We start from the raw sequence: 12821 nt of genomic DNA, 5'->3' as shown, positions 1-12821 counted from the left end.
CCCGGCCACGGCCTCAGGCGGGACTGATCGTGGCCAGTATCGCCGCGAGCGCCTTCGTATCGACCGGCTTGACGAGGTGATGGTCGAATCCCGCGGCCCGGGATCGCTCGAGGTCTTTTTCTTGGCCGTAACCGGTCACGGCGATCAGCACCGGCCTGGCGCTTCCGGCATCGGCGCGCAATTGCTGCGCCAGCTCATTGCCGTCGATTTCCGGCAGGCCGATATCGAGCAGGCACACCTGCGGGAGTTCTTCCCTGGCGCGTGCCAGCGCCCGGCGCGAATCATGCTCGACCACGACCTGGTGGCCTGAGGCTTCCAGCAGCATGGCCAGCATCGCCGCCGCATCGACGTTGTCGTCCACCACCATGATACGCAGGCCTTGCGCCTGCTCCGGAAGGCCGTCGCCGGCGTGCCTCTCGCCGTACCGGTCGTCCTGGGGGTGCAGGCGCGGCAGGCAAATGCTGAACTTGCTTCCCTTGCCGATGCCGGTGCTTTCGCAGGTCGCCGTACCGTCGTGCAACTCGACGAGACTCTTGACCAGGGCCAGTCCCAAGCCCAGCCCGCCCGAGGAACGGTCCGACGAGCGCTCGGCTTGCGCAAACAGGTCAAAGGCCCGCGCCACCAGTTCAGGCGCCATGCCGATGCCGTTATCGGACACCTCGATCAGCACATGCGCGTCGCGGACGCTGGTCCGCAGCTGGATGTTGCCGCCCTCATGCGTATACTTGGCGGCATTATTGAGGAGGTTCGCAAGCACCTGTATCAGCCGTTTCCGGTCTCCGCGCACCATGGTCGCGTCCGGCGTCAGGCGCAGCTCCAGGTGATGGCGCCGTGCACGGATCAGGGGAGTCAGCTGTTCCACGGCGTCGGCAACGATGTGGCTGACGTCGAGCGGCGCATTGTCCAGTTCCACCAAGCCACGGGTAACACGCGACACATCCAGCAGATCGTCCACCAGGCTTGTCATATGCTTGACCTGGCGGCCGATGATCTGGCTGGTGCGCCGCACGCGTTCTTCATCCAGCTTGACCATCTGCAGGAGTTCCGCGGCGGCGCTGATGGGCGCCAGCGGATTGCGCAATTCATGGGCAAGCATTGCCAGGAACTCGTCTTTCCTGCGGTCGGCCTGACGCAGGCGTTCCCCGCTTTCGCGCAATGCCTGTTCGTTCAGCTTGCGTTCGCTGATGTCCAGCGCCGTCCCGATGATGCGTATGCATTCGCCCGACTCGTTGAACAAGCCCCGGCCCTTGGCGGCGACCCAGCGCAGCACCCCGTCTTCCTTGCCGACTGTCCGGTATTCCGCATCATATTGGACCCGCAAGCGCGGATCGGCGGCGGCGGCGAACGACGCCAGCGTGCGTTCACGGTCTTCCGGATGCACGCCATCGTAAAAATCCGCCAGGGTGACGGGACGATCGGCCGATATGCCGAACATGGCTTTCACGCGCGCCGGCCAGTGCATGGTCTCGCTTGCCACGTCCACATCCCATTCGCCGACGTCCGCCGCGTCGATCGCGAGGCGCAGTTGCTCTTCACGCGCGCTCAGCGCAGCCTCGGCCAGCTTCCGGTCATGCACATCGGTAGACGTACCGAACCACATCGCGATCTGCCCCGACTGCGGATCCTGATAGGCCTCCGCACGCACGAGGAACCAGCGATATTCGCCCGAGGCCGAGCGGATCCGGTGCTCGACACTGAAGCTCTTGCCGGTTTTCCGCGCAAGTTCCCACGCCTGCATGGTGGCTGCGTGATCGTCGGGATGGACGAATTCCTGAGAAATCTCGTCAGGCAGGGAACTGTCCGTCGCGATCCCCGTATAGGCAGACCATTGCTTGTTGAAATACACGCCACGGCCGCTGTCATCGATGATCCAGACAATCTGCGGGATGGAATCGGCCATCAGGCGAAAGCGAAGTTCGCTGATGCGCAATTTTTCCTCGGCCAGGCGGTGGGCTTCGGTGCGTGCCGCCACCCGTTGCTCGAGTGTTTCGTTCGCTTCGCGCAGGCGGCTGTTCGCGATTTCAATCTCGAAGGACCGATCGTCGATCGTGGACGCCATGTGTGCGGTGCTGTCCCGCGTTTTGACAAACTCGCTGACGTCTTCCACATGGTGGAGGATATAAGTCACCTCGCCCTCGGCATTCAGCACCGGTGTGTTGGTGGGACTCCAGTAGCGCTCTTCGAAATGCATTCCATCCGTCCCGGGGACCAGGATGTCGTACTTCTGAATGGCCATCGTGTCGGCGCGCCTGGTGCGCAGGACACGGCGGAGGGAAGCCTCGAGATTCGTCACGCCGCTTGCGCCGGGATCATCCGGGTTGTCCGGAAAGGCCTCGAATATATTGCGGCCGAGAAGGTTCTCGCGAACCGATTTGGTCGCCTGCAGATACGCCTGGTTAACGGAAATAATCGTCAGCTCGGTGTCGAGCACCAGGGAAGGCGAGAGTGTCGCGTCGAACAGCGCGCTGAAATCCAGCCCGACCTGCGTAGAAGAATGGAAATGCGATCCCATGTTGACGATGCCTGCCAATGAGTATAAGTCCCAATACTACAGGCAGTTGGCATTCGCCCGGGATGGATGAGCGGAATGCGTGCGCACCCTAGGCAGCCCTGCCCGCCTCCTGCTGGCGCGCGTGCGCGCAACACGCCTCATCCAGCATGTCGAGGAAGGCCCTGGTCTTGGCCGGCATCAGGCGCCGCCCCGGGAACACGGCCCAGCCGGTCGACGCCGGCAAGTCCCAGTCCGGCAGCACACGCACCAGTTCCCCCTTCTTCAGCAGCGGGCCGACGAACAGCTCCGAGCTGGCGGCGATGCCCGCCCCGCCGCAGGCGACGCGGGCAAGCAGCTCCGGCGAATTCGCCGTCAGCCGCGCCTGCACCGCACGCTCCCAGCGCGTCTTGCCGCGTTCCAGCACCCACTGGGCGGCGCCGCCGTTGCGGCTCAGGATGCACAGCAGATCATGGTTCAGCAGGTCGTCCGGGTGTTCCGGCAAGCCGCGCTGGGCGATATACGACGGCGCCGCGTACAGGCCGAAGCGCTCCAGCGCGACCCGGCGCGCGTTGAGGCTGGAGTCGTCGGGCAGGTCTCCCATGCGGATCGCGATGTCGAAACCCTCGGCCACCAGGTCGACGCGGCGTGGCGACAGGTCCAGTTCCAGCGACACCGCCGGGTAGCGCGCCAGGAAGCGCGCCATCAGCTCCGTCATGTCGAGGTTGGCAAAGTCGCCCGGCATCGAGATCCGCAGTTTGCCGCTGGGCTCGGCCTGGCGGTGCTGGGCCAGCGCGCCGGCCGCCTCCACCTCGTCGGCCACCTTGCGTGCATGTTCGAGCAGGCTCTCGCCGAACTCGGTCAGCACCAGGCGCCGCGTGGTGCGCTGCAGGAGCCGCTCGCCCAGGCCCGCCTCGAGCAGCGCGATGCGGCGCGAGACGGTCGATTTCGGCAAGTCCAGGCGCTGCGCGGCCATGCTGAAGCTGCCTGCCTCGACGATGCGCGCGAACAGCAGCATGTCGTTCGCTTCGATATCCATGATCGCTCCTGATTGTTCCATGGGTTGAATAATGTTATCCATTCTACCGTCTTCCGCACGATAGATGGAACCGTTAAAGTGTCTACATCGAAATACCGACCGACACGACAAACATCAAGGAGCCATCACCATGAATATCCTGCAGATCAATTCCAGCGTCCGCGGCGCCAATTCCGAATCGAACCGCGTTGCCGGCAACATCGCCGCCAAGCTGAGCGCCGCCAACCCGGGCGCCACCGTCACCGTGCGCGACCTCGGCGCCAAGCCCCATCCGGTCCTGGACGAAGCGGCGCTGGGCGCCCTGTTCACCCCGGCCGACCAGCGCTCGCCCGAGCAGGCTGCGCGCGTGGCCCTGGACGATGCCCTGATCGCCGAAGTGCAGGCCGCCGACGTGGTCGTGATCGGCGCCCCGATGTACAACTTCGGCATGCCGATCCAGCTGAAAGCCTGGTTCGACGCCATCGCCCGCGCCGGTGTCACCTTCCGCTATACCGAATCCGGTCCGGAAGGCCTGCTGAAGAACAAGAAGGTGTTCGTGGCGACCTCCCGCGGCGGCATCTACCCGGAAGACGCGGACCCGCAAGTGCCGCACATCCGCATGCTGCTGAACTTCCTGGGCATGACGGATTCGACCTTCGTGTATTCGAACGCCCAGGCGATGGGTCCGGAGGCGGCCGGCAAGGGCCAGGCCGAGGCCGACGCAGTCGTCGCCGCGCTGGCCTGAGCAGTTTCAGTCAGTTCCCGTCGCGGCCCCGGGCCGCGGCTTAACCACTTAAGGAGATCGAGATGGAACAGCAAACCGCAGTAGAACATGTGGAACGCAGCCGCCGCATCGAGCGCGTGCTCGACGGCCAGTCCGTGATGGACGGCGCCGGCGTCAAGATCAATCGCGTCCTGACCCAGCCGCTGCAGCGCCGTCTCGATCCCTTCCTGATGCTGGACGCCTTCGGCAGCGACAAGGCGGGCGACTACATCGCCGGCTTCCCGGAGCACCCGCACCGCGGCTTCGAGACCGTTACCTACATGCTGGCCGGGCGCATGCGCCACCGCGACAGCGGCGGCAACGAGGGACTCGTGAGCGACGGCGGCGTGCAGTGGATGACGGCGGGACGCGGCGTGATCCACTCCGAGATGCCGGAACAGAACGAGGGCCTGATGGAGGGCTTCCAGCTGTGGCTCAACCTGCCCGCCGCCGACAAGATGAGCGCGCCCTGGTACCGCGACATCCCGGCCGAGGAAGTGCCGCGCTTCACCCTGCCCTCCGGCGCCGCCGTGCAGGTGATCGCCGGCAGTTCGCATGGCGTAACGGGCGCGGTGCAGCGCGAGGCAACCCAGCCGCTCTACCTCGACATCCAGCTGCCGCAGGGCGTGGAATTCGAGCAGCCGCTGCCGGCCGGGCACAACGCCTTCTTCTACGTCTACCGCGGCGAGGTCGTGGTCGACGGCAAGGCGGTGCCGCAGGCGCGCATGGCGATCCTCGACAATGCCGAAGGCGCGGACGGCGTGCGCATCAAGGCGGACACGCCCAGCCGCCTGATCCTGATCGCCGGCCGCCCGCTGAACGAACCGATCGCCCAGTACGGCCCCTTCGTGATGAACACCAACGACGAGGTCTTCCAGGCGGTCGAGGATTTCCGCGCCGGGCGATTTGTCTGACGCCAGGCGGCTTCCGTTTGCGGCGCGGGTGGGTGAGCAATGCTTCGCCCCCCGCGCCTTCTGTTTTCTTCGGCTACACTAGCGGCGTTCGCATTCTTGAGCGCCTGACGATGCCGCTGCTTCATGTCCTGTCCAGCCTGCTCGGGCGCGCCAGCCGCGCGCTCGGCCTGGAATCCATCGATGCCTTCCCGCCGGGCCACCGCTATGCGGACACCCGGTGGGACAAGGCCTGTTTCGACATCCCTTCCGACTACCGGCCCGAGCGCATCGACCAGGCCATGGCCGAGGCGATCGCCAACACCCCCAGCGTGTTCGCCTGGATCGAGCATCCGACCCCGCGCATGCAGAGCGCCCTGCTGGGCGTGATCCATGCCCGCCTGCGCCGCGGCGGCACGCCGCCGAACGAGCTGCTGGCGATGCTGATCGAGGCCTACGCCAGCCCGCGCACGCACGAGGCGCTGCCGGGGCTGCGCGCGGCGATCGCGGGTACCTCCGGCTACGATCCGTCGATGCGCGTGGCGCATTTGGCGGCCTGGCTGGCCGACATGCCGGCGGCCTTCGACGTCATCGACGCGCAGCCCGGCAGATAGCGCTCGCGCAGCCACATGAAAGGCGTCTCGACCAGCCGGTACGACAGCCGGCCGGCCGGCACCGGGGCCGCCGCCGCCGCCGCGCATGTGGAAGATCGTCGACGAAAACGCCGGATCATGCGACGCGCTCTCCCCCGTGCCAAGCTTTCCCGATAAAATGCCCGGACCGATATTTCCTTGGATCAAAAGCATGACCTTCGCCGCAAGCCAGCTGCACTTCAAATCCGTCAATTACACGGGCCAGGGACCGGGCCCGCGCGTCATCATCATGGGCGCGACCCACGGTAACGAGACCTGCGGCACCCAGGCGATCGCCCGCGTGATGGCGGAACTCGACGCCGGCACGCTCCACATCGTCAACGGCAGCGTGACGTTTGTGCCCATTGTGAATCCGCTCGCCTATGCCAAGAACACGCGCTCGGGCGACCGCAACCTGAACCGCGACCTGTCCCCCAAGGAGAATCCGCAGGACTTCGAAGACCGCGTCGCCAACTGGCTGTGCCCGCTGCTGGCCGGCCACGACGTGCTGCTCGACCTGCACTCCTTCAACGCCGCCCACGGCGAGCCCTTCGTGATGGTTGGCCCGCTCGACAACGACGGCCCGCTGGAACCCTTCCGCCACATGCGCGAGGAACGCGCGCTGGCGCGTCGCCTCGGGGTGCGCCGCTTCGTGACCGGCTGGATGGCGGCCTACGGCGGCGGGGTGCAGCGCCGTTCGCGCGGCAATGCCGCCGAACTCAAGACCGTGCTGCGCTACGGCATGGGCACCACCGAATACATGCGCAGCACCGGCGGCTACGCGCTGACCCTGGAATGCGGCCAGCACCGCGATCCGCAGGCACCGGAAGTCGCCTACCGCGCGATCATGAACACCCTCGCGCACCTGAAGCTGATCGAGGCGCCCGAGCCGCAGCCGATCCCGTTCGAGGACATGGAAGCGCTGCAGATGGTGGTGGTGCACGACAAGCTCGACGCCGGCGACCAGTTCACCCGCCAGTGGGCCAGTTTCGACCCGGTCCAGGAAGGCGACCAGATCGGCGTGCGCGCCGACGGCACGCCGGTGACCGCCGAGTTCTCGGGCCGCATCCTGTTCCCGGACACCAACGCCGGCCCGAATCAGGAGTGGTACTACCTGACCCGGCCGAATCCGCAGTTCGGCAAGGAATAAACAGGAGCGTCCGACAAGCCCGCCATGGCGGCGCTGGATAACTTGCGCTGCCCTGCGCTTTGCCGGGTGCTCTCAGCCGCTGGGCTGCTGCGCCTGCGCTCGCTCCGCCCGGAGCAGGTGCAGGTTGCGCAGGTAGATCGCCACCCCCAGCCCCTGGCCGGCGACGAACACCGGGTCGCGCCGGTGCAACGCATACGCGAACAGCACCAGCGCACCCAGGATGCTCAGGTACCAGAACGAGACCGGGATCACGCTGCGGCCCCGCCGTTCGCTGACGAGCCACTGGACCACGAAGCGCCCCATGAACAATGCCTGGCCGCCGAAGCCGACCAGCAGCCACCAATCGTCCTCACCCATCGGTTTTTCCCTTGATCTGCTGGCGCCAGCGCAGCCGCGGCAGCATGTGCGCCATTTCCCAGATGCCCCAGACCAGGCACACGCAGCCGATCGCGCGCTGTGCCGGCAGCACGGCCGGGATGCCGATATGCGAACTCACCAGCAGCGCGGCGGCCACCCCTGCCAGCAGCAGCCCGGCAAGAAAACCGCCCACGCCCGAGGTGCGCCAGCCCCAGCGCCCGTGCATCGCCAGCCCGAGCCAGGCGCCCAGCCAGCCGCCGACCATGCCCCACAGCAGGTCCACCGGCCAATGCACACCCACCATGATGCGCGACAGGCTGACCAGGGTGGCGAGCAGCAGGAGCAGTGCACGCAGCAGCCGGCTGCCGGCCACGCCCATGCACCAGATGCCGGCCGTGGCGAACGCCGCCGCAGCGTGCCCGGACGGGAAGGACACGCGCCGGTAAGCCGGCCCGGCCTGGTAGAACTGGTCCGGCCCCAGCACCGCCAGCGGGCGCGGCACGTCCATGAGCTGCTTGGTCACCTGGGTCCAGAGGCCCGCGAACACGGCGGCCGCCAGCGCCGCCCAGAAGCAGTGCGGCACGCGCCGGATACTGGGCAACACCAGCGCCAGCGCCACGGCGCCGTCGCCCAGCATGGTGAGATGCAGCCAGAACAGCGGGCCGAGGGGATGACCGGCGTGGTTCAGCGCCAGGAACGCGGCGCGGTTGGCGCCGGTCGCGAGGACCAGCGCCAGCAGCGCCAGCGCGACGGCCGGCGGCAACCATACCCAGGGGGATCGGAGCGGCGGCGCCATATTCATCGCGGCATGCGGGCCAGTACGATGCCGCCCTTGCGGTACAGCAGCTCGACCGGACCGAGCGCGGCCAGGGCATCGCTGCGGGTCAGGAGCACCTGCCCACGGGATGCCAACTGCGGCGCCGCCGGTGCCGCGGGCGTGACCGCGCCGCGGTAGACCGAGAAGCTGGGCACGTTGATGCGCCAGCTGTGGACGTCCCAGCCGGCGCGCCGGGCCAGCAGGGCCGCTTCCTTGACCGGCCCCTGTTGCAGCTCGGCCAGTGCCGGCAGCAGCAGGCCCACCAGCGCCAGCGTACACGGCAGCCCGGCGGCAGCCAGGCGCCGCCATGGCGACATCCCGCGCCACAGGGCCAGCCCGAGCACCGCCGCCAGCAGCGCCAGCGCACCGGCCCGCCAGGCCGGGCCGAACACCCCGGCCTGGCCCAGCGCTTCGCGCACGTAGGGGTTGCGGATGGTCGGCGCAAGGTATTCCAGCAGCCGCGGCAAGGCAGCCACCACTCCGAGGAACAGCAGCGGCGGCGCGAACGCCAGCAGGTTCGAGCGCAGCGCGTGCCGCTGGCGCGCCATCAGGATGAACAGCGGCGTCGCGCCGTACAGCAGGTAATGCGGCAGCTTGGTGGCGGCCAGCGAAAAGAACACGAGCACGAACAGGAACCAGCACCACAGGAAGGTATCGAGCGGCGCGGCGTTCATCCGGCGCAGGCCGGTCAGCGTGCGCAGGAACAGGCCGGTATAGGGCAGCAGCAACACCAGGATGGCCGGCAGGTAGTACAGCGGGCTGCCGCCGTGACCCTGCAGCGGCGCAAGGACGCGCTCGACGTTGTGGCGCAGGAAGAAGCCGGCCAGGAAGGCGTCGCCGCGGCGTTCGTATTCCAGCAGATACCATGGCAAGGCGACCGCCAGCAGGATCGCCCAGCCGGCCGGATCGCGCACCGCGCGCCACCAGTCGGCCGCCCTGCCCTGCAGCGAAAACGCGAGCAGGCTGGCGGCGCCCGGCACCAGCAGTGCCACCGGCCCCTTGGCCAGCAGCCCGAGGCCGATCCACAGGAAGGCGCGCCGGCGCCATGCCGGACGGGGGTTCATGGCGTAGCGGATGATGTCGAACATGCTCAGCGCCAGGAACAGGTTGAGCAGCGCATCGGCGATCGCGCCGCGCCCGATCACGGTGAGACCCGCGCTGCCGGCGGCGATGAAAGCCGCGGCGTAGGCGGTGCCGCGGTCGAGGAAGCGGCGGGCGAACGCGAGGATGGCCGCGATCCAGGCGGCGGACGCCAGCGCCGACGGCAGGCGCAGCGCGAATTCGTCCAGCCCCAGCAGGTGCACCGACGCCGCCTGCAGCCAGTAGATCAGGATCGGCTTGTCGTAGCGTGCTTGGCCGTTCAGCCAGGTCGAGACATAGTCGCCGCGTTCGAGCATCTCGCGCGTGGCTTCGCCGAATGCGCCCTCGTCGACATCGAACAGCGGCACCGCACCTAGCCCGAAGAACAGACCGAGGAACACGGCGCCGGCCAGCAGCAAGGGCAACAGCAGCGGCACCGCCGCCCGGGCCGAATTGGCCAGCCATGCCGGCCGGCGCCCGCGCGCGCCCTGGGCCCGCGGCAGCGGCGCGCCTTCCCTGGCCGGGCCGCTGCTCATGGCTGCCGCGCCGCGCCCGCGCACGGCTCCTCGCCCGCGATCCGGCGTGCATCGGGACTGCCCGCGCCGAAGGCATCCGGATCGCCGAAGCTGTCGCGCACCAGGTAGGTACGGGCGGCGCCGGCCTCGAAGTAGGTGCGCGCCAGCACTTCGGTGACGATGCCGGTGCAGACGAACTGCACCCCGATCACCACCAGCAGCACCGCCAGCAGCAGCAAGGGCCGGTTGGCGATGGTTTCGCCCTGCCCCAGCTTGAGCCAGACCAGCCAGCCCAGCGCCGCCAGCCCGACGAAGGCGCTGGCCAGGCCGATGCGCCCGAAGAAGTGCCCCGGGCTCGCGCGGAAACGCACGAAGAAAACCATCGACAGCAGGTCGAGCAAGACCTTGACAGTGCGCGACAGGCCGTACTTGGAACGTCCGTGGATGCGCGGGAAATGGCTGACTTCCTCTTCGCGGATGCGCTCGGGCGAGGTGACGGTCGCCATCCAGGTCGGGATGAAGCGATGCATTTCGCCGTACAGCCGGACCTCGCGCAGGACCGCGCTGCGGTAGACCTTCAGCGTGCAGCCGTAATCGTGCAGCCGGACGCCGGTGACGGCGCCAATCAGGCGGTTGGCCAGCATCGACGGCAGCTTGCGCAGCCAGAAGCTGTCCTTGCGTTCGCGGCGCCAGCCGACCAGCAGGTCGAGGTCTTCGTCGAGCAGGCGGCGCACCATGCGCACGATGTCCTGCGGGTTGTTCTGAAGATCGCCGTCCATGGTGGCGATCACGCTGCCGCGCGCGGTGTCGATGCCGGCCTGCATGGCGGCGGTCTGGCCGAAGTTGCGGCGCAGGACCACGGCGGCCACGTGCATGGGACTGGCGGCCACCGCCTCGCGGATGCGCTCGGCGGTGCGGTCGCGGCTGCCGTCATCGACCAGGATCAGCTGCCACGGCCAGGGACAGGCCGTCATCGCCGCCTGCACCTGGGTGGCCAGCGGCAGCACATTGTCTTCCTCGTCGTGCATCGGCACGACCATCGACAGGCTATGCATCGCAGGCCCCATGGCGCTGGAACCATTCGACGAAGCGCGCGATGCCGGTGCGCAGCGGCGTGGCCGGGGCCCAGCCGATCGCCTGGCGCAGCGCATGGGTATCGGCGCAGGTGACCGCCATGTCGGCGGCGGGCATGGGCCGCGGCACCCGTTCGGCGTGGCGCCCGAGCGCATCCTCGAGCGCATCGATGAAATCGGACAGCAGCACCGGCTGCTGGTTGCCGACGTTATAGATGCGGAACGGCGCGTGGCTGGCGGCCGGGTTCGGGTGGACCGGATCGAAGCCGGGATCCGGCTCGGCCGGCCGCGCCGCCAGCCGCAGCACCGACTCGACCACATCATCGACGTAGGTGAAGTCGCGCAGCATGCGGCCGCCGTTGTAGACCTCGATGGGCCGGCCGGCGGCGATGGCGCCGGCGAACAGCATCGGCGCCATGTCCGGCCGTCCCCATGGGCCATAGACGGTAAAGAAGCGCAGGCCGGTGGTCGGCAGGCCGTACAGGTGGCTGTAGCTGTGCGCCAGCAGCTCGCCGCCGCGCTTGGTGGCGGCGTACACGCTGACCGGGTGGCCGGCCGGGTCGTGCTCGTCGAACGGCAGGCGGCGGCTGGCGCCGTAGGCACCCGAACTGCTGGCGTAGAGGACGTGCCGCACGCCGTGGCGGCGGCTGCATTCCAGCACCTTGGCCAGGCCCACCAGGTTGTTCGTGACGCAGGCGACCGGCTGCGCCGACGAATGGCGTACGCCGGTCTGGGCGGCCAGGTGGATCACCCGTTCGAAGCGGTGGGTCCGGAACAGCTCCTCCAGTGCCCCGTCCTCGGTGACGTCGAGGCGGTCGAAGCGGAAGCCCGGCGCGCCGCCGATTTCCGCCAGGCGGCGTTCCTTCAGGCCGGGCGCCGGGATGGGCGACACGCAAGGGCCGAGATGGTCGACGCCGACCAGCTCATGCCCCTCGGCGAGCAGGCGCCGGGCCAGGTGCATGCCGATGAAGCCGGCCACTCCCGTCAACAGGATCATCGATGTCTCCTCGGTCCGTGGATGGGGCATCGGCCCCGGTTCGCCACCGAGTTTAGGCAGGCCGCGCGGCGGCTATGTCGAACGGATCAAACGTGCGCCGCCTCCGTTGTCGAGGAAGGATTCCCGGATCAATTGGCGCGCAGTATGGACGCGCTTCTGTCGAAGCCGGCCTGGAATCGCGCAGCCTGGACGCCGCCTGCGCGCTGGTCCCCTCGCCGCGCCGCCGGGCGATCGCGGTGCAGGCCGGCCAGTCCGTGTATATGACCCGCCACCTGCTGGCGGCGCGCGCCGGCGACCCGGCCGTGGTGCGCGACATGCAGGACCTGGTACGCCTGGGGGCGCTGGTCACCAGCCAGCGTGGCTCGGTATTCACCGGCCGCCTGAAGGCAGCCGGGGTGCAGGTCGACGACGCCAGCGACGACAATGGCCTCAACCTGCGCAAGATGCTCGGCGCCCACGGGCGCTTCGCCTGCCTCAACGCGCTGAGCCTGCAGCATTACATCCGCACCGACGGCGTCGGTGCCCGTGTGCGCGTGCTGCCGGTGGTGCTGGGCGGCGAATCCCTGATTCAGGCCGGCGTCAGCAGCTTCAGGCCGACGATGCCGGCCACGATCAGCCCGATCGACAGCAGGCGCAGCGCGCCGGCCGGCTCGCCCAGCATGATCATCCCGAACACCACGGTGCCGACGGTGCCGATCCCGGTCCACACGGCATAGGCGGTGCCGAGCGGCAACGCGCGCAGCGCCAGGCCGAGCAGGCCGACGCTGCCGGCCATCGTCGCCAGCGTGAACACGGACGGCCACAGGCGGGTGAACCCGGCCGTGGTTTTCAGGCCCACGGCCCAGGCCACTTCCAGCAGTCCGGCAAGGACCAAATACGCCCAGCTCATCGGCTTCTCCGCTCATCCACACACAAAGGGCGGCAAGTATAGCACCGCGGGTTTGGCGGCACGGCGGGCCGATTTGTGACTCCCAGGCAAAGGTGACACGGCCTCGGCAGGATTTTTGCGCCTGTCGTAAGATGGGCGCCGCTTTACTGAAT

General features: G+C 68.3%; 12 protein-coding genes. 4 read left to right on the top strand and 8 right to left on the bottom strand.

What is annotated here, in order from left to right; all coding sequences use genetic code 11:
• Positions 1 to 13: 13 nt before the first annotated feature.
• Together ACI48D_RS12705 and ACI48D_RS12700 are read right to left on the bottom strand one after the other, a co-directional pair.
• Complete coding sequence (locus ACI48D_RS12705; RefSeq protein WP_435571574.1) at positions 14 to 2530, bottom strand: PAS domain-containing protein; 2517 nt, start codon at positions 2528 to 2530, stop codon at positions 14 to 16.
• Between the two features lie 70 nt (positions 2531 to 2600).
• The gene (locus ACI48D_RS12700) at positions 2601 to 3527 is read right to left on the bottom strand and encodes a LysR substrate-binding domain-containing protein (RefSeq protein WP_435571573.1); all 927 of its coding nucleotides are present in this window, start codon (positions 3525 to 3527) and stop codon (positions 2601 to 2603) included.
• A 130-nt stretch (positions 3528 to 3657) separates the two neighbouring features.
• Here ACI48D_RS12700 and ACI48D_RS12695 point away from each other — a divergent pair, with 130 nt between their 5' ends.
• The 4 genes from ACI48D_RS12695 (at position 3658) to ACI48D_RS12680 (ending at position 6941) form a co-directional block, all read left to right on the top strand.
• Positions 3658 to 4251, top strand: coding sequence for an FMN-dependent NADH-azoreductase (locus ACI48D_RS12695; RefSeq protein ID WP_435571572.1), 594 nt, complete (start codon positions 3658 to 3660; stop codon positions 4249 to 4251).
• A gap of 62 nt (positions 4252 to 4313) precedes the next feature.
• Complete coding sequence (locus ACI48D_RS12690) at positions 4314 to 5183, top strand: pirin family protein (protein ID WP_435571571.1); 870 nt, start codon at positions 4314 to 4316, stop codon at positions 5181 to 5183.
• A gap of 110 nt (positions 5184 to 5293) precedes the next feature.
• Positions 5294 to 5773 carry a hypothetical protein gene (locus ACI48D_RS12685; RefSeq protein WP_435571570.1) on the top strand — a complete coding sequence of 160 codons (480 nt, stop codon included), beginning with the start codon at positions 5294 to 5296 and terminating at the stop codon, positions 5771 to 5773.
• A 190-nt stretch (positions 5774 to 5963) separates the two neighbouring features.
• Positions 5964 to 6941 (top strand): succinylglutamate desuccinylase, encoded by a 978-nt coding sequence (locus ACI48D_RS12680; protein WP_435571569.1) that lies wholly within the window; start codon positions 5964 to 5966, stop codon positions 6939 to 6941.
• Positions 6942 to 7013: 72 nt separating this feature from the next.
• On the opposite strand, the gene ACI48D_RS12675 is transcribed toward ACI48D_RS12680, so the two are convergent.
• From ACI48D_RS12675 to sugE, 6 genes are all read right to left on the bottom strand, one after another.
• Positions 7014 to 7298, bottom strand: coding sequence for a lipid-A-disaccharide synthase N-terminal domain-containing protein (locus tag ACI48D_RS12675; protein WP_435571568.1), 285 nt, complete (start codon positions 7296 to 7298; stop codon positions 7014 to 7016).
• Positions 7291 to 8094, bottom strand: coding sequence for a phosphatase PAP2 family protein (locus ACI48D_RS12670; protein WP_435571567.1), 804 nt, complete (start codon positions 8092 to 8094; stop codon positions 7291 to 7293). Before ACI48D_RS12670 ends, ACI48D_RS12675 begins: the two co-directional genes overlap by 8 nt.
• Before the next feature lie 2 nt (positions 8095 to 8096).
• Positions 8097 to 9731, bottom strand: coding sequence for an ArnT family glycosyltransferase (locus ACI48D_RS12665; protein WP_435571566.1), 1635 nt, complete (start codon positions 9729 to 9731; stop codon positions 8097 to 8099).
• A complete protein-coding gene (locus ACI48D_RS12660; protein ID WP_435571565.1) occupies positions 9728 to 10765 on the bottom strand; it encodes a glycosyltransferase family 2 protein in 1038 nt (345 codons plus the stop codon). Before ACI48D_RS12660 ends, ACI48D_RS12665 begins: the two co-directional genes overlap by 4 nt.
• Positions 10758 to 11780 carry an NAD-dependent epimerase/dehydratase family protein gene (locus ACI48D_RS12655; protein ID WP_435571564.1) on the bottom strand — a complete coding sequence of 341 codons (1023 nt, stop codon included), beginning with the start codon at positions 11778 to 11780 and terminating at the stop codon, positions 10758 to 10760. The genes ACI48D_RS12660 and ACI48D_RS12655 overlap by 8 nt, the downstream gene beginning before the upstream one ends.
• 568 nt (positions 11781 to 12348) lie before the next feature.
• Positions 12349 to 12669, bottom strand: coding sequence for a quaternary ammonium compound efflux SMR transporter SugE (gene sugE / locus ACI48D_RS12650; RefSeq protein WP_435571563.1), 321 nt, complete (start codon positions 12667 to 12669; stop codon positions 12349 to 12351).
• Between the last annotated feature and the right edge of the window lie 152 nt (positions 12670 to 12821).

Origin of the sequence: Massilia sp. LXY-6, assembly GCF_051233485.1 — a bacterium.
Lineage (GTDB): Bacteria > Pseudomonadota > Gammaproteobacteria > Burkholderiales > Burkholderiaceae_D > Telluria.
The sequence above is the reverse complement of the archived record's forward strand: the minus strand, read 5'-3'. Positions and strand labels throughout refer to the sequence as shown.